Source organism: Nitrospinaceae bacterium, from assembly GCA_018669005.1.
GTDB lineage: Bacteria > UBA8248 > UBA8248 > UBA8248 > UBA8248 > UBA8248.
In genome coordinates, this window is record JABJAL010000051.1 from 14720 (window position 1) to 37233 (window position 22514).

The following is a 22514-nucleotide window of genomic DNA, read 5'->3' on the forward strand; positions in this document are numbered from 1 at the left end:
CGCTTCAAAAAAAACAAAAAAAATAATTGGGAAATAAATACTTGATTGCGGGGGCCCGATTCAAGACTTATTTAATATCCTTTCCGCTGCTGGAAAAAGCCGCTTAAAAAATCCCACTCTTAAACCAAAACCCTAAAATTTCTCAATTCAACGACTTTGTTAAGTCATTCATTTTATGGGGGATTTACTTTTTGCAGAGCACACCCCTTTCTTTTTTGGGAAAGATAGATGGGGCTTTAAGACACGAGAGAGGTGAAGCGTTCTATAATCAAAAAAAATTCCGTTGGCAACAAGTGCTTGCAGACATTACAATGAGGACTTAACGACTTAAGGAATTTCAATCCCGACCGAGGAGCATTTTCCGACTCATGAGCAATGAAGATAAAATCTCCGAATCGTCCCGAAAAAGAAACTTGAGCCTCGATGTTCTTTCTTCAAAGCTCAGGAAAAACTACGAGTTTTTCGCCAGCCTGAATGACGATGAACTTCTCGGTTTTCTCGGGATGTGCGAGAGCTCCCCCTTTCAGGCGGGAGAGATTATTTTCGAGGAGGGAGAGCATGAGGCCATCTGGTTCATCATCCTCAGCGGGCAGGTGCGCATCTACCGCGCGGACAAGACTCTAGGCTATCTCGGGGAGGGGCAAAGTTTTGGCGAGGTCGGCCTGCTGAAAAATGCCCCCCATTCCGCTTCGGCGAAAGCCGAAATCGATACAATTCTTCTATCGGTTCAGCGTACTATCCTGAGCAACACCCTGCCAGCGCTCGGCTACAAGATTCTCGAATACATTGCCAGCCAGCTCGCCGACAAGCTCGCCCACGCCAATCTTCAGATCGAAAACCTGGAGATCAAGGAATAATTTACCGCATTACTTAGAGCTTCCAAGCAAAATAGCTCGCCTAAAATTTGGTTACACTTTCAATACAGAACGGACCCGGCATGGGGGCACATCCACAGCACCAAAAAGCCTCTCTTTCAGCATTGACCGACGTAAGGGGGGATGACCTGTCCCAAAAAGTTGTACCACTAGCCACGAGATTTCTGGAACCTTTAGCCCCCCCCCGAACCCGCTACCAATATCACCATAAGCCCGAAAACCCTTACCAGGTAATATTTACAACCCGATAATTCAGGTTCTTGTACCCGGCCCGATTCGTGACTTATTTAATAACCGTTCCGCTAGTCGAAAAAGCCGCTTAAAACTACTTTCCTGTGCAGAACTCCTAAATATTATCAATCCAACATACTCGCCAAGGCGTTCATTTTATGGAGAGTCGAGTTTTGCGGAGCACAGAGGAGGTATGAGCTTCTATCTCTCCCAAAAGCGGCGGCCCAAGGCCCGCTCGAGGTCCCTCAGCCTCCCGAGTGGCTGAGGATGAGATGATTTGAGAATGGACTGCTTCTCTCTCGTCAGATCCCTGCCGCCCTTCTTCATGGATGGGCCATGCAGCTTCACCATTCGGTCGATGAATTCCTTGATACCTCGGGGGGAAATTCCCGCAGCCAATGCGGTCCGCGCGCCGAGCAAATCAGCTTCGCGCTCGCGGTCCTGGGAATACTGACCTACCTCGATATCGTGAAGTGTTCTCTCAATGGCCTTTTTCACGCGAGGGTCCTTGGCACTGATTCGGGCCGGGAAATAGGCCTCCTCAAACGACAAACCTGCATAATGCGACAATTTTAAAAGCAAGTGATCGAGATCCGCGTGCCCCATCTCGTGGCTCAGCACAAACATCAGCTCATCTTGAGACGGCTTCATGTCCAAATACGCTTTGTCGATGTAGATGGTCTCTCCGTCTGTCGCTGCGATGTGCGTCAGCTTCTTTGTGTTCAAAATTTTGAACGCAATCTGATTGCCCGGTCGAAGGGAATTTTTTCTGAGAAGTGCGAGCATCCCTGAAATTTGTTTTTCAAGAAGGGGGTTGCGGTAGAAACCGTATTTCGTTTCTTGTGTTTCCTTCATGAAATGCCCGAGGATACCCGAGAAGCCTTTTCGAAGGTTCTTCATCGACTCCGAGACAAGGCGTGCAGCCGATTTTTTCGAAAACATCGCCTTCAAAGCAGCCTCAGCAGCGGCAATCTTTCGGAGAGCAGCTCTTTCAAATGTCCGACTACGATCTCTCCGTGCCTTAGCAAGGGCTATACGGGCATCAATCAGGTCCTGCCGGATCTTTTTTTCATTGCTTTTAAGTTCACTAACTTCCTTGGCGAGGGAAAGTGGGTTTAACTTTCCAATCAGGGTGTTCCTACGAATGGTGGAAAGCGCAGAGCGCAAGGAGCTCTTCGTGCGAGCGCGCGTAGTTTGCCTTGGATTCATGCACTTTAAGACACAGCGTGAGTCCTTGCGCCTGCTGCCAAAAGAACCCCGGACGCTCGGACAGCTTGCTATACAGGCGTCCTGTACGGATGCCCCTTGGGCGACATCACCACCAAAGGAAATAAAAGGGAGCGGCAACAGAACCATCGACAGGCAAGCCGTCATAAGGAATTGTTCTGCAACTCGCACGGCAACAACGCTAGCCACCCAGATTCACCTGCTTAATGAGCCTTCCCCACTCCTCTGGACCCTTGGCAGCGCTCTCAAACATCTTTCCCGTCTTCTTCATCTTCTCTCCTAGATTCGAGAGGTTTCGTCGGGCAACCAAGAGGGTCCCCTGTCTCTCGTCCAGAATTTTTTTAGTCTTCATAATCTTCGCTCTGGCTCGCATCATGGCGCCAGGGGGGAAGGTCCCGGGCCGGGCCTTTGTATTTAGTTCCTCAAGTCTGGCAAGTTCTACCTTAGCTTCCTCGTGAGATACTTCGGCTTCCTTTACCCCAGACAGTTGGCGATCAATATCGTCTGATTTTTCAATCCAGGCATCGCGCTCTTTATCCGCACGGTGATAGAGCTTTCCGTAAAGCTTCGAGTGGCGCTGGAGAATCTCTTTCGTTGAGAGCTTTACGATGGCGTTGTCTTCCGGTTTCACTGCATTCGTAATAACCGGGTCAATCGGCCCCGCCCCCCCCGCTCTGGCGATTGCCTTCTTGGAGCACTGAACATCGGCGGCGCCACTTTTAAGCATCTCTCCTGCCTGTTTGCTGAGAAAAGACGCTTCACTGAAATTCCCCTGCCCGCCTGCCTCTTCTGCAAGTTGAATAAAGTATGCGGTACAGTCTTCTCGCTCTTTGTCACTAGAGGGGCCGATAGGAAGGTTTTCCTCTTTGATCTTAAAAACAGCAGTCCCATCATTCGTTTTGAGCCTGAACGCCTCGGATCCCTCAATCCCGCCTTTAAGAACTCCAAAGATACGCTTCCGGGCGCTTTCCATCTTTCGGCGCCTCTCATTTTCTTCCCTGCGCACCTCTTTTTGCTCCCTTTCAAATTCCTGCCGCAGATGTTCAGCCTGGAGTCGTGCCTGCTTCCGCTCTAGTAGCTTTCTACTCTCAATCTTTTTTCGCATCTGGCGGCGCCTTTTGTTCGAGCCATTACAATTGGGATCCATGGCACAACTCATGGCCTTTCCGAGGGCGTTACCCATGATGCCGAACATCTGTTGATAGGGGTTGTAGCCGCCGAAATTGTAGCCCCCGTAATTCATCCGGCTGGTTCCTGCGCCCGGGATACAGCGTATATTTCCACCGTTATAGTCATAATGTCCTCCCGCCCCTGCGCACCAACTCTTGTAGCCCCCCAAGTTCCTCCGGGGGTCCACATATCGTGCGGCTGAGGCGGGCAAGACATGGAATACAACCAGGGCAAAACTGAAGAGAAAAAGACAGAGGATGGTGAACTGGGCTCTTCCACTCAACTTCATTTTGAGGCCCCCCCCCACTCGAACACTCGGCACTTGCGCCGCGCTTATTCTTTTACCGCAGCGTCGCAAAGACATTTACTTCTTTACCTTCGCGGAAAACGCGTAATTTCACCTTTGTTCCGCGAGGGTGAGTCATTTCCGCTATCAATTCGAAAATGTCATAAACCCTGACACCGTTATATGCGAGGAGGACATCCCTTTCCTGCAGGCCCGCTTTTTGGGCAGTTCCTCCCTTAGTCAAATTCGTCAGAAGGACTCCCTTTCCACCGAGCCCAAGCGAGCGCATCTTTTTGTCTGTAATATTCCCGATGGTTGAACCCATCCTCCCTATGTTTTGCCTCGCAATTTTAAACTGAAATGATTTCTTTCTTTTTACCTTGCATGATTTCTTATCGATAGTGGCATTAAAGAGCGTAAGCGTAAGCAGGCGCCCTTTTTTTGAAAAATCGCCCTTGACCTTGTACTTTCGGCCCTGGGGAAAACATTTGACCTTCGTTGTGTAGCGCCCTACATGCTGCCCTTCAAAACGATTTCCGCTTATCTCGCCAGACAAAAACAGACTTCCCTTCCTCAGGCCATATACCTTCCTGTCTTTTGAAGCAGGCAGCCTGTAAACAAATCGAATTTTGTTTCCATCCACACTGGCGTCCATAAAACCTTCCCTTGAATACCAGCCTCCGGCCATTCTCAACACGAAATCGAGTTTCTCAGACTGAACCTCAAGTGCATAAATCTTGTTCTGAACCGCACGAGCCTCTTTAGCGCCAGGGACTCCCTCAAGGTAGAGCTTGTAGTTGGCAATGGCGCCCCAGGGAATTTTGGCGTTTTCCTGTACGACAGCCAAATTAAAATAAGCGTCTTTCCACCAAGGGGCCAGCTGGAGAGCCAGTTCAAACTCATTGGCAGCTCGCTTAAATGCCTCCTCGTCCTTTGCGTCTTTCATCATCGCCTGTGCCCTAACCGAATGACGACGAGCCGCTTCAGGAACTGCAGGGGAAGGATTGATTTTGCGCGTAAGGCGAATGATTCTTTGTCTAATGTTATTGGTTATCATGGAGCGAGGAAACAATTTTCGGACAACTTTCAAATCGCGGGGCCTTTGCGCGACACCGGGGCCCCGAGCAGTCAGGGTTAATGAAGAGCCATCTTGCCCGCTAACATTCTCCGAGAGTCCTTTCGATTTGAGCTTCAAGGCGGACACCCCATTCACGGCAATTATTTCATCGCCCGGTAGTATCCCTGCTACCTCGGCAGGGGAGTCGTTCCAAACCCAGCCGACATGAAACGCGCCGTCCCACTTTATCCAGTTGATTCCAACCAAAAGGGGCTTCTGTTTTCCTTTTAAAAATCCACCGATAAGGACTTTGCCTTCGGGCGATTTCATCTGAACGGCCCTGTGATAATGGCGAATGGCTTCCCGGTGTTTCCCTCTCTTCTCGGCGACTCGGCCCTCTCTGAGCGATTTTGACACTCCCTTCCTGTAATCTTCCCATCTCTTTCGATTAGCTTGCTCTTGAGCTTCCTTGCGCGCTTTCTGGGCTTCTTTAAGTGCCTTCTGGTTGGCTTTTCTCACCTGCCCATTATTAGGGGGCGCCAAAGTGGATGATGTCTCTGCACAGCCGGCAAGCGGCAAAAGCACAAGCAAAAGGCCGGCAAATGTTAGGCGTAGGGTACGAAACCTGTTGGGGTGAGGAGGAGAACCTTCGGAACAGAATATCATTAACGGCCTCCGGCTGAGATTAATCGGATAAAATAAAAGGGCCTTCCAATAATATAGGACATACGCATCCCATAATTCAAATGATAAAGTAAGGATGTGGTGAGAGTAAAAAAGGGCATCCAAAGAGGCTGTGCATGGCGAATGGCTTTGTTACACAATTCAAGTTGCGAGCGGATCCATGCCTTCTTGACTCACGCATTACCGAATCCGGACGGATTTAGGCATCCCAATGCCTGTGCATGGCGAATTACTAATAAAGCGGTCTATTCTGAATGAGAGGATTTTCGGTGCTTGGAATTGACCCCCGAACCCGCTACCAATATCACCATAAGCCCGAAAACCCTTACCAGGTAATATTTACAACCCGATAATTCAGGTTCTTGTACCCGGCCCGATTCGCACCTAAAGTATTTCAAGTTTTTCGTCTGGCAATCAAGTTGAGCAGGCCGCGTCCATAGGGCACAGAGAGTTTATGCCGCCTCCGAAATCGCGTAGAATGAACGTACCTAAAATTTTAAAGCCATGATGATTTTCAAAAAAACTCTTGGGAGATAGAGCCATGTTTGAGAAGATCGCCGTATTCGGAACCGGAGCCATTGGAAGCAGCGCCGCCGCCGACCTCACCGATGCTGGCTATGACGTCACCATCGTCGATCAGTGGCCGGCCCACGTCGAGGCCATGAAGGAAAATGGCCTCCACATCCAAATGACTGATTTGGACCTCAAAATACCCGTAAAAGCGCTTCACGTGTGCGAGCTGGCCTCGGCCAAGCTCGAGTTTGACCTCATCTTTCTGGCGGTGAAATCCTTCGACACCAAATGGATGGCCGAGCTCATGGCACCCTACCTTAAAGACGATGGTGTGCTCGTGGGCCTCCAGAACAGCATGAACGAGATGGAGATTACCTGCGACATCATTGGCCGCGAGCGGGTCGTTGGCTGCTGCATCGAGCTCTCGGGCGAGCTTTTCACCCCCGGCTTCGTCCAGCGAAACACCCCGCGTGGCGGCACCTGGTTTGCCGTCGGCGAACTCGACGGCTCGATCACCCCGCGCGTTGAGGAAATTCAAAAAATCCTGAGCAACGTCGCCACAGTCGAGATATCCACCAACATCCTCGGCACAAAGTGGACCAAATTGATTGTGAACTCGATGGTCATGGGCCCCTGGGGCCTATTGGGCCTCCTGAACCGCGAGGCGATGAAGCTACCCGGTATTTTCGATCTCGCAGTGGAGATCGGCAAGGAAACCGTAGCCGTGGGCACGGCAATCGGCCTCAACGTCGAGCCCGTTTTTGGCCTCAAAGAGGACGATTTTTCAGGCGATGAGGCCAAGATGCTCCTCAACGCACTAACGACAATGACGGGCCACACCGGCCCCCGGGCCCGCACCGCCCCCATCCACGACCACCTCAAGGGCCGCAAAAACGAGATCGAATTCATCAACGGCCTCGTCTCGCGCAAAGGCCAGGAGGCGGGAGTTCCCACCCCCTACAACGACGTCTTGCGAGAGCTTGCGAGCGAGATCAACCGGGGCACCCTTGAGATGGACCCCTCGAACTACGAACTGCTCAAGACCAGGCTCAAGGAAAACGGACTCGAAATAGAATCAATGAGCTAGGTTTTTCGGGGAATGTCCGAAGAATTTTATATGCAAGTTTTAGTTGAAGTAGTTTTTGTAAATAATTGTTTTTATTTGGATTAAAATCTACGCTCTCACCCGCGAGATTACCGCAACGCTGATGAGGCGAGCAACATCCAATCAATAAGCCCATAATGGAACAATGATTCCGAATATCGATTATACGCATCAAAATATCGGTCTTTTTATCATTCAATTCAAAAGGGGGGCCGCCAGATGAATATCTTTGGAACAAAATTCGACTATGAATCCCGCGTGGAGAGGCTTCGCAAGGAGATGGACAAGCGGGATCTCGATTGCATGCTGGTCCACCTTTGGCCCAACCAATATTATGTATCCGGGTTTTATCACCATCTTCCGTGGTATCCGCTCAGCCTGGACTCCTCGACCGAATCGCCCCTGATCATCTTCCGGGACCCGGCGGAGCCGCCCATCTTTCTTTGCGGATTTCTCGTTTACAACGCCATTCTCGAGGGAAGCTGGCTCGAGGATGTGCGGGCGTTCGACAAGGAATCGAATCTCGGCGCCATGGAATATCTGGCCGAAGTCCTCGCCGAGAAAAAAGTGGCAAGTGGAAACATCGGGCTCGAAGACGAAATCTGCACGATCAGCACCTTCCGAAAACTCGAGAAAGCGCTTCCCAAGGCGCGCTTTCACCACGCCTCCGATGTATTCAACATTACACGCTCCATCAAGGAGCCCGAGGAGGTTGAGCTTATCCGCAAGGCGGTCAAAATCGCCGAGTCGGCGATGCGGGTGGCCATGGATATGGCCAAGCCGGGCGTTCCCGAAATGGATGTGCAACGGGAGATCGAGATAGAGATGCGGCGCCAGGGCGCGGTCCGTGAGGTCGAGACCATGTGCCAGTCGGGAATCCGAACCGCCAACTACCGCGCGTTCGCGGCGGAGTGGAAAAAAATCGGGGAAAACGAACTCGTCATGGTGGATCTGGGCGCGATTTACAAAGGCTACAGCTCCGACATCACCAGGACATGGCCGGTGGGCGAGGCCACGGACGAGCAGAAGAAGATCGCCTCGGATCTGTACAAAGTGCACGCGATGATGATGGATTTCATCAAGCCCGGGGTGATACACCGCGACGTTGCCCAGTTCGCCATCGATGAAATGGAGGCCATGGGATACGGGAGCAACTGTCACACTTTCCCGCATTGGCGGTTTTCGTTCCATGGGCTTGGCCTGGGCCCGTTCCACGATCCGCCCGACAATCACCACCCCGACACCGTTCTCGAGGCCGGGATGGTGGTCTCGATTCAGCCCGGCGCGCGGCACGAGAAATACACCATCCGCTTCGAGGACGATATACTCGTCACGCCGGATGGGGCGGAAACCTTGATGACGATTCCGATTGATTTGATATGAGATTTCAATCATTCATCGGTTAGGGCGGGTGGATCGCGTGGGTTGATGCCGATGAAGGATCAGAGAAATTAGATGAATTTACGAATCTAAGTGAATGATTTTTAATTCATTACAACTTCACGCCCTCACCCGCGAGATTGCCGCAACGCTGAGGAAACGCGCAAGCGCCATGGCGCCGAAGATAAGGACCCAGCCGCCATCTACCATCGAGAGAAGCCCGAAGAGCCAGGCCTGCATCGCCCCGTAAATGTAGCCGTGAACGCTCAGCAAGCCGGTTCCGGTGCCCGCCAGTTGACGACCCACCAGGTCAATGGCCAGCGCCCAGGCGAGGAGCAGCTCATTCACCGAACCTGAGTGGCTCGCAAGAAAATTGAATACACCGATTCCGATGGCCCCGTAGAGAATCACAATCCGATAGCCGATTCGCTCGGCGATGCGCCCATGGAAAATCCCGCCAAAGGCAAAGCCCCAGAACATCCACGAATTGATCCACCCCGTATCGGCGCGGGTAATCCCCAAATCCTCGATGATGGCGGTCTGGATGAGGCTAAAATTAAAGCGCCCCAGATAGCTCAGCGAGTAGAACGCGCAGAACGAGAGCAGCACCCGCCATTTCCACCTGCGGTAAAGAGCGGGCTGAGCCTCGGCGTGCTGATCATCAAAATTGACTGGGTTCATGGGACTAGGATTATGGGGGATAGACCCAGAGTCATCAAATTCAGAGCAACCACTGGCGCTATCGGGTCTGAAATCTTATAAAGACACATCAACTCATATATATATATATGGAGAATGAACAGTGGCTTCCACCCCAGAGATGATCCCGGCAATTCCCTGGGTCGAGCGCGAAAACCATCGCTTCATCGCAATTCTTCGTGCCCTCTCAGAGGACAAGTGGCGGGCCCCCACCTGGTGCACCGGCTGGTCGGCGGCAGATGTGGTGGCCCATATGACGCTGGGCGCACGATTCTATGCCCACGTTATTCCGGCCGGGCGCGCGGGGCTCATAGAAATGCCCTTTGGCGCGGCGGATCAAAAATCATTCTGGGCCCACCGCGATAAGGTTGGGGCCGAGCTTGCCGCCCTTCCCGGCAGCGAGCGCGTGGACGCTTTTGAGGAGGCCATCTGGGCGCTTCAAAAACAATTCGATGCGATTCGCACAGAGGACATGAACAATAAAGCCTGGCACTGGATGTGTCTCTGCCCGGTACACTCCTACCCCGGCCAGCGGCTCTATGAGCTTGTGCTTCACGACTGGGACATCAGAAACGATACTGACCAGGAACTTCACCCCGACGCTCTTGGGATGTCGGTGGATATTCTCGACTTCAGGCTGCCCTTTTTCTTTAACAACAAGCCCGATCCTGCGCTTTCGGGCACATTCCGCTTTGAGACCGAGCGCCCTGCCCGCGCCTGGGCGATGCAGTGTGAGGGCGGCAAGGCCGCGCCCATGTCGCCCGATGAGAGCAAGTACGATGCCCGCATATATTCATCGGCAAGCGACATCGTCCTCCTGACGACGGGCCGGGCCGATTATGCGGAGAAAAAGCAGGCGGGCAAGCTCCGCATCGAGGGCGACGAGGGTAAAGCGGATGCTCTGATGCGCGCACTCTGCAAACCGTTCTAGTTTTGATGCAAATAAGAAAAAAAGGATTACACATAAAAACCACAACCCAATTTTTTTACTCGTTTTCCTAGGAGAACATCATATGCGCGTTGTCGATCTCATCGCCAATATCCTGAAGCGCGAGGGCGTTGAATACCTGAACTGCTACCCCTCGACCCCGCTGATTGAAGCCTCGGCGAAGCTGGGCATCCGGCCCGTCATCTGCCGCCAGGAGCGCGTTGGTGTCGGCATCGCCGATGGCTATGCCCGCGTCACGAACGGGCGATCACCCTCGGTCTTCGCCATGCAGCACGGCCCCGGCGCCGAGAACGCTTTTCCGGGCATCTCGACCGCCTACTCGGACTCAAGCCCGATCCTCTTCATGCCCATGGGCCACCCCATGAACCGCGACCGCGTGTTCCCGCTCTTTAACTCGGTTCGCACATATGAGTCCGTCACCAAGATGGCCGAGCAAATCACCACCCCCGAGCGGGCCCTGGCCACCATGCGACGCGCCTTCTCGGCCCTTCGAAACGGAAGGCCCGGCCCGGTGCTGGTCGAGATTCCGCAGGACATCGCGGTTCAAGAGGTTGATGATTCCATGCTGGACGAATATGCCCCGGTGCGCGCCGTGCGCTCCCAGGCCGACCCGGCGGATGTTGAGACGGCCTGCCGGGCGCTACTTGAAGCAAAGAGACCAATTATCTTTGCGGGCGCAGGGGTTCTTTACGCCGAGGGTTGGGATGAGTTAGCGCAGCTCGCCGAGCTCATTGGCGTCCCGGTGATGACCACGATGGAGGGAAAGAGCGCCATATCCGAAAAACGCCACCCCCTCGCGCTGGGAATCGGCTCGAACGTCATGACGGGACCTGCCCATTATTTTATCAAAGACGCCGACCTTGTTTTCGCAGTGGGAACAAGCCTGACCAACCATGGGCTAATGACACCAATCCCCAAAGGCATGACAATTATCCACGCGACAAACGACACGCGAGACCTGAACAAATCCTACAACGCAGACCATGCGATCCTGGGCGATGCCAAGCTTGTCCTCGGCCAGTTCATCGAGTGTTGTCGGGATATTGTCGGGGATGGCGGGCGACCCGGGCGCGAGGCCGTCGAGGCGGAGATTGCTAGCCGAAAAAAGGATTGGCTCGACGAGTGGGCCCCAAAACTCAACTCTCCCGAGGCGCCAATTAACCCCTACCGCGTTGTGTGGGAGTTGACCAAGGCGGCAGATCCGGCCCAAACCGTCGTCACCCACGACTCGGGCAACCCGCGCTACGAGGTCATGCCCTTCTATCAGACGGACGGGCCGCGAACCTACCTCGGCTGGGGAAAATCCCACCAGCTAGGCACCGGGCTCGGCCTCGCTATGGGGGCCAAGCTCGCTGCCCCCGAGAAGTTTTGCGTTAATTTTATGGGAGACGCCGCCTTCGGCATGACGGGGCTCGACTTTGAAACTTCCGTAAGAGCGGGGCTTCCCATCTGCACCGTGGTGCTCAAGAACTCGACCATGGCGGTCGAAACAAATCACATGGTGGACTCACACACGAAATTTCGCACGCGTGACGTCGGGGGCGACTACGCCGACATCGCCCGCTCGCTAGGCGGGTGGAGCGAGCGAATTGAGGACCCCAATGATGTGGGGGCCGCCTTCGGGCGCGCGCAAGAGGCGAACAAGGAAGGCAAGTCCGCACTCTTAGAATTCATCACGAACGAGGAAATGGCTTATTCACATTTTGGGGCACGCTAGTTTCGGTAAAACACTAAGTCTGAATCGAAAATCTTTTGATTAAGCGTCCTCGGTGACAATATTCGTGGGCTTGCCATTCAAAAAAGCCTCAATATTGTCCACCGAAATGCGCAGCTGCGTGGCCCTGGCATCGAGCGTGTTCGCTGCCGAGTGGGCGCTTATTATCGCGTTGTCGAGCGAGCGGAAAGGAGAATCTGCCGGAAGCGGCTCCTCGGGCTCGAACACATCGAGGCCCGCCCCCGCGATGCGCCCCTCGCGCAAGGTGTCGAGCAAAGCATCCATATCAACCAGCGCCGCGCGCGAGGTGTTGACCAAAAAGGCGCCGGGCCGCATTTGCGCAAGACGCTCTTTTGAAATAAGACCCCGTGTTCCATCGTTCACATGAAGATGCAGCGATACAAAATCCGCCGCCATGCACTCATCGAGACTCGCCGCCTCGGCGCCAGCTGTAGCGGCGCGCTCGGGCGTCATGTTTTTTGACCAGACGATCACCCGCATCCCAAAGCCCTGGGCCATCTTCACCATTTTCTCGCCGATATAGCCAAATCCCAAGAGTGATAGCGTCTTGCCCTCAACCTGAATCCCCGTCCGACGCTTCCACTCCCCTGCCCGCATCTCGGGCCCCACAATGTGCATCTGCTTTGCGAGCGCAAGGATGAACATCATCGTGTGCTCGGCAACCGAGGTGCTGCTTGAGCCCGGGGTAATCGAAACCACAGCGTTTTTTGCATTTGCCCGCTTCATATCCACCATCCGAGGGCGGGTCCCCATGATCGAGATCATCTTGAGACGGGGCATACGGTCGAGAAGATCAGTGCCCTTGAAATCAGTAGAAAACCGGGTCGTTAAAATAATTTCGGCATCCGCGAGTCGCTCGGCCATCTCATCCCCGCTCGCAGGCCTATCGGTATGATGCGCCACCTTGCCCAACGTATTAAGCCGCTCCAAATCGCCCGTGCCGCTGAAAAGCTCTGAATAATCGTCGGGAAGAACTATTTTCATTCAAATATCTCTCAAAACATGAAACCCAGTATTAATGATTGATGAACGTAAATTCAGAACTTCGGGAAAGCCAACACGGGGGGGGGGGCGTTCCGCGTTTATTTAATCCAGCTACCGAGGCGGCTCCAGCGAACACTGCCCGCCGGACTATTCCAGGACCAGTAAATCAAAAACGCGTTGCCTCGAATTTTCGAATCCCAGCAAGCGGCTTTCCATAGCCCACAGGGGAAGGGAATATCCCAGGAATAATCCGAAAAGCGCAGGCGCATGTGGTCGAGCTGCACGCCCGACTTCAAAAAACCCCAGTAGCGGCTGTCCTGGCTGTTATTGCGGTTATCACCCATAACGAGGTAACTCCCGGCAGGCACCCGGTAGGGCAATTTTTCACTCGGAGGCCCAGCCGCCACCCCGTCCGGGTTCTTGAATACGGCATAGGGCTCTTTGAGCGACTGGCAGCGCCCTATCAGCTCGGGCGTCTTGCAGTTTACATAAACCCGTTTTCCCCGAACCAGCACCACATCGCCCGGAAGGCCTATCACCCGCTTGATGAAATCGCGACGCTCATCTCTTGGAAAGCGAAAAACGACAACATCCCCGCGCGCCACATCGCGAAACCAGTAGGAAAACTTACTCACCAAAATGTGATCGCCGACGAGGAGCGTCTCCTCCATCGAGCCTGATGGAATTTTAAAGGCCTGAACAACGAAGGAGCGCACGAACAGCGCAAGGGCAAGCGCAACGAGAATCGCCTCGGCGTATTCGCGGAACGTGGATTTTTCTTTTCTTTTGTAATTGGTTTGGTCGTCCGATGCGGCCGTGCTATCGCTCATGAGCCCTCCTTACTCACTTCGAGGACGGCCATGAACGCCTCCTGTGGTACCTCGACGGTGCCAATATTTTTCATTCTCTTCTTACCCTCTTTTTGCTTTTCTAACAATTTTCTTTTTCGAGTAATGTCGCCGCCGTAGCACTTGGCCGTCACGTCCTTGCGCAATGCCTTGATCGTTTCGCGGGCAATGACCCGGTTGCCGATCGCCGCCTGTATAATGACCTCAAACATTTGGCGAGGTATCAGGCGCCTCATCCGGTCGGTGAGGGCTCGCCCCTGATAGTAGGCTTTATCTTTGTGAATAATCGAGGAGAAGGCGTCCACGGGCTGCTCGTTTAATAAAATGTCGAGTTTCACCACATCCGAGGGCCTAAATTCGAGATGCTCATAGTCGAAACTCGCATAGCCCCGGGTAATAGATTTAAGCTTGTCATAGAAGTCAAAGAGAATTTCGCTAAACGGCAACTCGTAGATGAACTCAGCCGTCTGGGTATCGAGATACTTCATCGTCCGCTGGGTGCCCCGCTTCTCCTGGCAAAGCTTCATCACCGCACCGATGTACTCAGAGGGGACGAGCACCGTGCCCAGGATATAAGGCTCCTCGATATGATCAACACGGGAAAGATCCGGCAGCTTGGCCGGGCTTTCGATATCGAGCGTGTTCCCGTCGCTCAAAATTACGCGATAGACAACCGTGGGCGCGGTGAAGATCAGCGTTAGGCCATACTCGCGCTCAAGCCGCTCCCGAATGATGTCCATGTGGAGTAGTCCGAGAAAACCGCAACGGAACCCGAAGCCCAACGCACCTGAGGTCTCGGGCTCGAAGGTGAAAGCCGAATCGTTCATCTGGAGCTTGTCGAGCGCGGCGCGCAGATTCTCAAAATCCCCGCTGTCCGAAGCATAGAGACCGCTGTAGACCATCGCCTGGGGCTCCTTGAAGCCCGGTATCGGCTCAAGAGCTGGCTGGGTGAGGGAAGTCACCGTATCGCCCACTTTCGTATCCGTCACCTCGCGGATGGCACCCGTCAAAATCCCCACCTCGCCCGGCCCCAGAGTTTTTACCTCTGCGGAATGGGGCAAGAACACACCAATACTGAGTACCGGGCATTCCGCGCCTGAGGACATGAACCGGATGCGATCCCCCTTGTTGATGGTCCCCTCGAACACGCGCACCAAGGGAACCGCCCCTTGAAACGAGTCGAACCACGAATCGATAATGAGCGCCCTTGGCGGGGCCGCCGGGTCGCCAGTCGGAGGCGGAATTCGCTCGACGATAGCCTCAAGGAGCTCCGGCACACCTACTCCCTCTTTGGCGCTCACGGCCAAGCATTCTGAGCCGTCAATGCCAAGCACTTCTTCAATCTGGGAAATTACGCGGTCGGCATCGGCCGAGGGTAGATCGATCTTGTTGATGACGGGAATGATGGCCAGATCCTGCTCAAGCGCCAGATAGGCGTTCGCCAGCGTCTGGGCCTGGATGCCCTGGGTGGCGTCCACCACCAAAAGGGCGCCCTCGCAGGCCTTGAGGCTCCGGGACACTTCATAGTGAAAATCGACGTGTCCCGGTGTATCGATAAGGTTGAAGACGAAGTCATCGCCCGAGGCTGCGCGGTAGTTGAGGCGCACACTTGCCGCCTTAATGGTGATCCCGCGCTCTTGTTCAAGATCCATCGAATCGAGCACCTGGGCGGACATCTCTCGATCTGAAAGTGCACCGGTGATCTCTAAAATCCGGTCGGCAAGCGTGGATTTGCCGTGATCGATATGCGCGATGATAGAAAAATTACGGATATTCTCAGAATTCACGGCTGGTTCGTATTCCTCGTTATAATGGCAACAGATCCTTTGGCGGAAAACGTTTCAATGGGCCGGAGAGCGGTTTCACCCCACCGCGCTAGCGCCTACCCTATAGCAAGGGAGCCATGCAGGGTCAAGAATCCGAACCCATCTCGCACGGCCCCCGAAACGACGCTACTTGCAACTCATTAATTTGAGCCAACCACCCGCCAATGGTAGCATTAAATCGAAGGTGGCACATGAAGCTCCTTTCGATAAACCTTTCAATTTTGGGCTTAACAGGACATCCGGCGAATATGAGAAAAATCAGGGCCTCACGCGAATGGAAATCCATGGTTAATCGTTTGGCGCTAGCCCTATCCGCCGCCCTCCTCGCTGCACAGGCCACTACCGTCCTCGCCGCGCCTGGCGCAGTATTTGGGGACAGAACGTTCATTGAGGCCGTAAAGCGCATTCGCCCGTCGGTCGTCCACATTAGGGTGACCCTCCGCCAGTCCTCATCCAAAGGGCTGATGGATATTTTCGACCGCGGAAAATCGCCGTCTTTCGATTTCGGCTCCCCCTCTGCCAGCGCGCAAACAAGCGTCGGGGCCGGCGTAATTATATCCAAGGACGGCTACATCCTCACGAATCAGCATATTGTTAAAAATGCTGAAGAAATTCGCGTCAAGCTTCACAGCGGCGAGGAGTTTACTGCCAAGCTCAATGGCGTGGACAAGAAAACCGATCTCGCCCTTCTCAAGATACCGGCAAAAGCAAAACTCACCCCCGCCAAACTCGGCAACTCGGACGCTGTCGAGGTTGGCGAATGGGTATTGGCCGTAGGCAGCCCCTTTGGCCTTTCGCACTCTGCCTCGGTCGGCATTATCAGCGCCAAGGGCCGCGATCTTCGCCAGGGCCCCTATGACAGCTACATTCAAACCGACGCCGCGATTAACCCGGGCAATTCGGGTGGCCCACTGGCCAACAGCCGAGGCGAGGTGATCGGCATCAACACAATAATTTACACGCGCGGCCTTGCAAGCAAAAATCAAGGTGTGGGCTTCGCCGTTCCCATCAATCAGGCCAAGCCCGTGATTGATGACTTGCGCCACAAGGGCTACCCGATACGCGGAAGGCTCGGCATTTCGATCAATGCGGTGCCCTCGAAGATGGGCAAAAAGCTTGGCCTTGCAAGACTTGAGGGGGCCAGACTCGCCACAGTCATCCGGGGCGGCCCGGCCGACAAGGCGGGCCTTGAGCGCGGGGACGTCGTCATCGAATTCGACGGCAAGCGGGTCATCACCTGGCAGACCCTTCCCCGCGTCGTGGCGCGAGCGCGGCCCGGGGCCGAGGCAGAAGTGAAATTCTACCGAGGCGAGGCACTCCAATCCGTACGCGTTCGAATCGGCAGCCGCTCGGAGCGCCCCGAGAAAACGCGCGCACAGATCAGCAATATTCTGGGCCTCGAAATCAAAGAAATCACCCCACGCCTCGCCAGCCGGTTCGCCCTCAAGTTGGAAAGCGGTCTGATCGTCGTGGCCGTGAAATCCAGAGGACCAGCAGAGCGCGGCGGCATCCGTGCGGGCGATGAGGTCGTTGAAATTAATCACACCACCGTTAAAACGGTTTCTGAATTCAGAAAAATCTTGCGCAGCCTTGAGGGAGAAGATTCGGCGCTTTTACTCCTCCGCCGCCGAGGTTCTAATCTTTACGCCGCCATCAGGTTCCGCTAATGAAAATCGCCTTCCAAACATCTCACAAAAAACCCTGGCGCCTTGGCGTGGCGGTTTTGCTCCTTGCCGCTTTCATCCCCGCCTCCGCGCTGGCGGCACCCTCGCTCGCCCGGCGCGACAGAAAAGGGCGCCGCACCCCCGTCGTCGTCGCTTTCCAGCGCGCCGCCCCTGCCGTCGTCAACATCTCGACCCTTCAGGTGCGCCGCCGGTCAAATCCATTTTCCCAGATGCAAAACCCGTTGGCGGACCAGTTCTTCCGAAATTTTTTCCAGGGCGGCATCCGGCGCAGACGCGAGCAGAGCCTGGGCTCGGGCGTTATCATCCGGGCCGACGGCTATATCCTCACCAATGAGCATGTTATCTCTCAGGCAACCCAAATCAGGGTGCAGCTCGCGGGCGACAAGATTTACTCGGCACGCACCATCGGCTCGGACCCAGTCAATGATCTGGCCATCATCAAAATCGAGGCCGACGCGCCCCTGCCCCACCTACCAATGGGCAATTCCGAGGATTTAATGATTGGCGAGTCGGTTATCGCCATCGGCAATCCCTTCGGGCTCCAACATACCGTTACAACCGGAGTGGTGAGTGCCCTGGGCCGCTCGCTCCTCGAAGGGGGAAAGGCCCAGGGGCGCAATCCTTCTGACTTCATCCAGACCGACGCCTCGATCAATCCTGGCAACTCGGGGGGCCCGCTGCTCAACATTTTCGGCGAGCTAATCGGCATCAACACCGCGATTTTCTCAAAAGCCCAGGGCATAGGCTTTGCCATTCCGATCAACCGCGCCCGCCGAATCGTGAACGACCTGATTCATTTCGGAAAAGTCAGAAAAGCATGGGTGGGTATCGTGCTCCAAAACCTCACCCCCCGCCTCGCAACCCGGCTCGGCTATAAATCCGGCAGCGGCACCGTCGCCGCCCAGGTGCTCGGCAAGAGTCCAGCGGCCAGGGCCGGTATTCAACGGGGCGACATCCTGGTTGAATTTGGCGGCAAGCGAATCGCCTCACGCGAGGACTACCTCAACGAGCTTGCCGGCTATACGGTTGATTCCAACGTAGGGGTTCGCATCTGGCGGAAAGGAAAAATCCTCAAGAAAAAAGTTCGCCTCTCCTCGATTCCCATTGCGCTGGCAGACGCCATTGCCCAGAACTGGCTCGGCATCCGCGCTGCCTCGATTGACGAGAGAAGCATTCGCCACTACAACCTGCGCACCCGCAAAGGAGTCGTAGTCACTTCCGTGGTGAACGGCGGGGCATCCGATTCAATAGGCATTCGAACAGGCGATGTCATTCGTCAGGTGAACGGACGGGAAATAAACAATGTCGAAACTTTCAGGGAAATGGTGGTGCGCGCAAGAGAGTTTCCGCGCGTTCAACTTATCGTCCAGCGAAAAAACGAGGGCTACAACGTCACGATAGAACCCTGAGCCTCCTACCCCGCAATGAGCCGATCGCGCTGCTCGACGATGAAACGATCCGTCATCCCTGAAATGTAATCGCACACCATGCGGGGGCGCCCGTCTATTTTCTCTCGGCGCGCAACGTGCTCTGGCAGGAGGTCGGGGTTTTCGATATAGGCCTCGAACAGGGCGGTGATCGTTCTGCGCGCCTCCTCTCCAAGATGCACGACACGCTCGTTGCGATACATGCGGCGCATCAAAAAAGCCTTAAGCTCAAGATTTCGCCTCGACATCTCCTCGCTAAAGGACGCCACGCCGTGTCCCCGCAAGCGCACATCGGCAAGATCTCGAAGACTCAGCGCCTTGATGCGCTCCCTGGCGGACTCGATCAAATCATTCACCTGAGCGTTGACGATTCGGCGTATGGTCTCATGGCGTATGGCGTCCGCCTCGGCAGTGGGATACGCAGAGCGTGCCGCCTCGTAGTGCTCGGCCCATAGCGAGGCTTCCATTGCATCCTCCTCGCTAAAAAGCTCCGAGCGCATCGCATCATCGAGATCGTGATTGTTGTAGGCGATCTCGTCGGCCACATCGACAGCCTGGGCCTCAAGGCTGAGTGCAATCTCGTTGCTCAACCCCTCGGGCATCGGCCCGGTGTAGGCCGGCATGTGCTTGATGATTCCCTCGCGCGTCTCCCAGGTAAGGTTGAGCCCCGGAAAACCGGGGTAGCGCCTCTCCATAACCTCGACGATGCGTAGCGCCTGCAGGTTATGCTCGAAGCCGCCACTGTCCACCATGAGATCGTCGAGAACTTTTTCTCCGGCGTGGCCAAACGGCGGGTGTCCCAGATCGTGCGCCAACGCAACGGCCTCGGCCAGCTCCTCGTTGAGAGAAAGGGCCCGGGCTATCGAGCGCGCAATTTGGCCAACCTCTATGGTGTGCGTCAGGCGGGTGCGGTAGTGATCGCCCTCGTGGTTGACGAAAACTTGTGTCTTGTATTCCAGGCGCCGAAAGGCGGTGGTGTGGATGATTCGATCGCGGTCGCGCTGGAAGGCGGGGCGAAGCGAGTGCTCAGGTTCGGGGTGTGCGCGGCCCAGCGAGGCGGCGCTGTGGGCCGCATAGGGGGCAAGAAGCGCGAGCTCTCTATTCTCCAAATCGCTTCTTATGGCATCCATCTGCCCGGCACTCCCTTTGAAAAAATTACTGGGGCGGCCCGCTAGCGCCCCTTAGCCCCCGAAGGTATACCCGCCCGCCAGGCGGCAAACAAGTAGGCACTCGCCAGCGCCCCCCAGGGCGCCCAGTGTTTCGTGGCCTCCCTGGCCCGTGTTTCGTCCACACGCTCAAGATCAAAGCAGTAGCGCGCCACCACTTTTTGAACTCCCAGATCGCCCGCCGCAAGCGCCTCGATGCGCCCAAGCGAGCGGTAGAGCGCCTGCTCTGCGGTCCAGCGACCCACCCCGCGAAGCCGCGTGAGCCGCTCAACGGCCTCCTCAAGCGGCAACGATCTGTAATCATCACCCTCAAGGCCTCCCTCCGCCGCTGCCTGCGCCACGCAAATAACGTACTCGGCCTTTCGACCCGAGAACTGCATCCCTCTGAGGGTCGCGAGTCGCGCCCGGGCCAGCCGCTCGGGATGCGGGAATGCATAGTGCACCTTACCGCCCAGAGTGAGTTTCTCGCCCCAGCGCTTCACCATCCGCGCCCGGGTGCGCCCGCCGAAGGTGAGATTCACCTGCTGAGTCGTAATCGCGGTGACGAGGCCCTCGAGAAGTGTCAGATAGCGAACCGGCCGCAGCCCCCGAAACTCGTTGACAATAGGGGCAAGCACACTATCCCGGCGAGCCATGGCATAGAAGGGCTCAAGATCCAGATCAAGGGCAAACAGGTGGCGCAGCGCTGCCTCGCCTGCCGTCGCCGTTTTCTTTGTAATCCTACCAAGCGTGCAAAGCGTCATCTCGACTTCGCCGCCCTCGCCCACCTCCCTTGCCTCGATAAGCGCAAGACCCCCACCGACTTTACCTTCCGCACCACCTGTTTCAATAACCCGGCGAAAGACCTCGCCGTCATAGCGATTCACCAACTCCTCATCGGAGTGTTGGTAGCGGATGAGGCTTTCGTGAAAGAGAAACCCGCCCTCGGGCTTGATGATGGCTTTGAGGACTCCCACCGCGTCAGTCCACCATCCGGCGGCTTACCGAAATCAAGGCGAGCATCATGAAAACCAGCGTGCATGCGACCAGGACGAAAGAATGCCAGACGAATGATTCCACCTCGCCAAAGATGATCAGCCCACGCACGATCTTGACGGCGTGGGTAAGGGGAAGCATCTGAGAGAAGGTGCGCATCCAAACGGGCAAGCCTTTGAGCGGGAAAAAAGTTTCGGCGAAAAAGAACATCGGCATGACGATGAGCGAGAAATGGAAACTAAAAAACGAAAAACTCGGCGCCAGGCCCGCCGTGATGAGACCCAGCGAGCCGAACATAAGCCCTACGATGAAAATAACGGGCGGCACCGCCAGCGCCCAAGGCGAGCCGATGAGCCCGAATAGGCCGAGCACAATCATCATTAGCGTTGCGCCGATGATCGCACGCGTCCCGCACCAGAGCAGATCCCCCAGGACGATATCGCCCAGCGAGAGCGGGGACGACATCATCGCTTCATAGGTTTTTTGGATGCGCATACGATTATAAGCCCCATAGGTCGACTCAAACGTCGAGGTCCACATCGCAATCGAGACGACGAGGCCGGGGCCGATGAACTGGGCATAGCTCACCCCGCTTATGGAGGGCACAAGCCGCCCGAGCCCGTAACCAAAGGCAAGAAGATAAAGCACATGTTCGCCAAAGTTTCCCGCCCACTCGGCCAAAAAAAACGAGCGGTACTGGATCAGATGGCGCAGCCAAACCCTGAGCGCCCTTTGGCTAGGAAGATTGTCGCGGCCAATCATTCGTGCAGGTCCCTCCCCGTCAGGCGGAGGAAAAGATCCTCAAGCGAGGCCGGTCGCCTCAAAAAATCCTCCTCGCCTGCCGCAAGCAGACGCCGCGCAGCCTCGGCCCCGTCCCGGCAATAAACATAATGAGTATCCCCGGCGCTCTCGATATCAAGGCTCATCTCGCCCAGAGCTTTCACCGCCCGCTCGCGCCCAGCGCCCCTGAGTTCAATGACCTCCTCTCCCACCCGCTCATTCACCAGCGCCGCAGGCGAGCCCTCGACAAGAATATGCCCCTGGTCCATGACCCCGATGCGGTCGCAGAGCTGCGCCGCCTCTTCCATGTAGTGGGTGGTGAGGAGAATCGTCAGCCCCCCGCTCTTCAACTCGCGGAGGCGCTGCCAGACGAGATGCCGCGCCTGGGGATCAAGGCCCGTCGTGGGCTCATCGAGAATGAGAAGCCGGGGCCGGTGGATGAGCGCGCGCGCTATGAGCAGCCGGCGCTTCATCCCGCCAGAGAGGGTTTTGATCTGCTCGCCCCATTTTTCTCTGAGCTGAACGAAGTCTAGAAGCTCCTCGATTCGCTCCCGGGAGCGACGGCGCGGGATGCCGAAATAATTGGCGAATACCCACATGTTGTCGTAGACGGTGAGTTCGCTGTCGAGGGTGTCTTCCTGGGAGACGATCCCCATCCCCTCACGCGCCCGGCGGCTCTCAAAGGTGCCGTCGAACCCGAGGACGCGAAGCTCGCCTCCTCCACGACGGGTGGCGCCGTGAATCATGCGGATAGCCGTCGTTTTGCCCGCGCCATTCGGACCCAGCAGTCCGTAGCACTCCCCCCGGCTGATTTCAAGAGTGATGCCGTCAACGGCCTTGAGGTCGCCAAATGATTTTGAAAGGCCGCGCGCGTCGATGTCTAGTTCGGCCAAAAAAACACCTTCACAAGAT

18 protein-coding genes are annotated in these 22514 nt (G+C 55.5%); 7 read left to right on the plus strand and 11 right to left on the minus strand.

The genetic code is table 11. The annotated features are described in order from the left end of the window. Window positions 1-368: 368 nt before the first annotated feature. Window positions 369-857, plus strand: a complete 489-nt coding sequence (locus tag HOJ95_06685) for a cyclic nucleotide-binding domain-containing protein (protein MBT6394372.1) — start codon at window positions 369-371, stop codon at window positions 855-857. Between the two features lie 450 nt (window positions 858-1307). Here HOJ95_06685 and HOJ95_06690 read toward each other — a convergent pair whose 3' ends face one another. Genes HOJ95_06690 through HOJ95_06700 form a run of 3 tightly spaced genes read right to left on the minus strand, consistent with a single transcriptional unit; the run spans window position 1308 to window position 5512 of the window. Then, on the minus strand, window positions 1308-2522 hold the full coding sequence (locus HOJ95_06690) for a M48 family metalloprotease (protein MBT6394373.1): 1215 nt from the start codon (window positions 2520-2522) through the stop codon (window positions 1308-1310). After that, window positions 2515-3792, minus strand: a complete 1278-nt coding sequence (locus tag HOJ95_06695; GenBank protein ID MBT6394374.1) for a hypothetical protein — start codon at window positions 3790-3792, stop codon at window positions 2515-2517. The genes HOJ95_06690 and HOJ95_06695 overlap by 8 nt, the downstream gene beginning before the upstream one ends. 52 nt (window positions 3793-3844) lie before the next feature. Next, on the minus strand, window positions 3845-5512 hold the full coding sequence (locus tag HOJ95_06700; protein ID MBT6394375.1) for a PDZ domain-containing protein: 1668 nt from the start codon (window positions 5510-5512) through the stop codon (window positions 3845-3847). Between the two features lie 559 nt (window positions 5513-6071). Here HOJ95_06700 and HOJ95_06705 point away from each other — a divergent pair. Together HOJ95_06705 and HOJ95_06710 are read left to right on the plus strand one after the other, a co-directional pair. Continuing rightward, entirely contained in the window at window positions 6072-7130 is a 1059-nt protein-coding gene (locus HOJ95_06705) for a 2-dehydropantoate 2-reductase (protein ID MBT6394376.1), read from the plus strand. Window positions 7131-7367: 237 nt separating this feature from the next. Continuing rightward, a complete protein-coding gene (locus tag HOJ95_06710; GenBank protein ID MBT6394377.1) occupies window positions 7368-8531 on the plus strand; it encodes an aminopeptidase P family protein in 1164 nt (387 codons plus the stop codon). 117 nt (window positions 8532-8648) lie between these two features. Here the strand turns inward: HOJ95_06710 and HOJ95_06715 are convergent, their stop codons facing one another. Further along, window positions 8649-9209, minus strand: a complete 561-nt coding sequence (locus tag HOJ95_06715; protein MBT6394378.1) for an MFS transporter — start codon at window positions 9207-9209, stop codon at window positions 8649-8651. Between the two features lie 121 nt (window positions 9210-9330). On the opposite strand from HOJ95_06715, the gene HOJ95_06720 reads away from it, so the two are divergent. Further along, a complete protein-coding gene (locus HOJ95_06720) occupies window positions 9331-10158 on the plus strand; it encodes a maleylpyruvate isomerase family mycothiol-dependent enzyme (GenBank protein ID MBT6394379.1) in 828 nt (275 codons plus the stop codon). An 82-nt stretch (window positions 10159-10240) separates the two neighbouring features. Further along, window positions 10241-11893 (plus strand): thiamine pyrophosphate-requiring protein, encoded by a 1653-nt coding sequence (locus HOJ95_06725; protein MBT6394380.1) that lies wholly within the window; start codon window positions 10241-10243, stop codon window positions 11891-11893. Between the two features lie 39 nt (window positions 11894-11932). Here the strand turns inward: HOJ95_06725 and HOJ95_06730 are convergent, their stop codons facing one another. The 3 genes from HOJ95_06730 to lepA all read right to left on the minus strand — a co-directional run bounded on the left by HOJ95_06730 (window position 11933) and on the right by lepA (window position 15530). Further along, on the minus strand, window positions 11933-12895 hold the full coding sequence (locus HOJ95_06730; protein MBT6394381.1) for a D-2-hydroxyacid dehydrogenase family protein: 963 nt from the start codon (window positions 12893-12895) through the stop codon (window positions 11933-11935). Between the two features lie 98 nt (window positions 12896-12993). Continuing rightward, complete coding sequence (gene lepB / locus HOJ95_06735) at window positions 12994-13725, minus strand: signal peptidase I (protein MBT6394382.1); 732 nt, start codon at window positions 13723-13725, stop codon at window positions 12994-12996. Further along, window positions 13722-15530 carry an elongation factor 4 gene (lepA, locus tag HOJ95_06740; GenBank protein MBT6394383.1) on the minus strand — a complete coding sequence of 603 codons (1809 nt, stop codon included), beginning with the start codon at window positions 15528-15530 and terminating at the stop codon, window positions 13722-13724. The genes lepB and lepA overlap by 4 nt, the downstream gene beginning before the upstream one ends. A 287-nt stretch (window positions 15531-15817) precedes the next feature. Here lepA and HOJ95_06745 point away from each other — a divergent pair, with 287 nt between their 5' ends. Both HOJ95_06745 and HOJ95_06750 read left to right on the plus strand, forming a co-directional pair. Next, window positions 15818-17236, plus strand: a complete 1419-nt coding sequence (locus HOJ95_06745) for a Do family serine endopeptidase (protein MBT6394384.1) — start codon at window positions 15818-15820, stop codon at window positions 17234-17236. After that, entirely contained in the window at window positions 17236-18663 is a 1428-nt protein-coding gene (locus HOJ95_06750) for a PDZ domain-containing protein (GenBank protein MBT6394385.1), read from the plus strand. The genes HOJ95_06745 and HOJ95_06750 overlap by 1 nt, the downstream gene beginning before the upstream one ends. Window positions 18664-18668: 5 nt before the next feature. Here HOJ95_06750 and HOJ95_06755 read toward each other — a convergent pair whose 3' ends face one another. The 4 genes from HOJ95_06755 to HOJ95_06770 are packed head-to-tail and all read right to left on the minus strand — an operon-like array spanning window position 18669 to window position 22495. Beyond that, window positions 18669-19811 carry a deoxyguanosinetriphosphate triphosphohydrolase gene (locus tag HOJ95_06755; protein MBT6394386.1) on the minus strand — a complete coding sequence of 381 codons (1143 nt, stop codon included), beginning with the start codon at window positions 19809-19811 and terminating at the stop codon, window positions 18669-18671. Between the two features lie 41 nt (window positions 19812-19852). Then, the gene (locus HOJ95_06760) at window positions 19853-20803 is read right to left on the minus strand and encodes a DNA-3-methyladenine glycosylase 2 family protein (GenBank protein MBT6394387.1); all 951 of its coding nucleotides are present in this window, start codon (window positions 20801-20803) and stop codon (window positions 19853-19855) included. A gap of 4 nt (window positions 20804-20807) precedes the next feature. Further along, entirely contained in the window at window positions 20808-21584 is a 777-nt protein-coding gene (locus HOJ95_06765) for an ABC transporter permease (protein ID MBT6394388.1), read from the minus strand. Continuing rightward, the gene (locus HOJ95_06770) at window positions 21581-22495 is read right to left on the minus strand and encodes an ATP-binding cassette domain-containing protein (protein MBT6394389.1); all 915 of its coding nucleotides are present in this window, start codon (window positions 22493-22495) and stop codon (window positions 21581-21583) included. Before HOJ95_06770 ends, HOJ95_06765 begins: the two co-directional genes overlap by 4 nt. Window positions 22496-22514 lie beyond the last annotated feature (19 nt).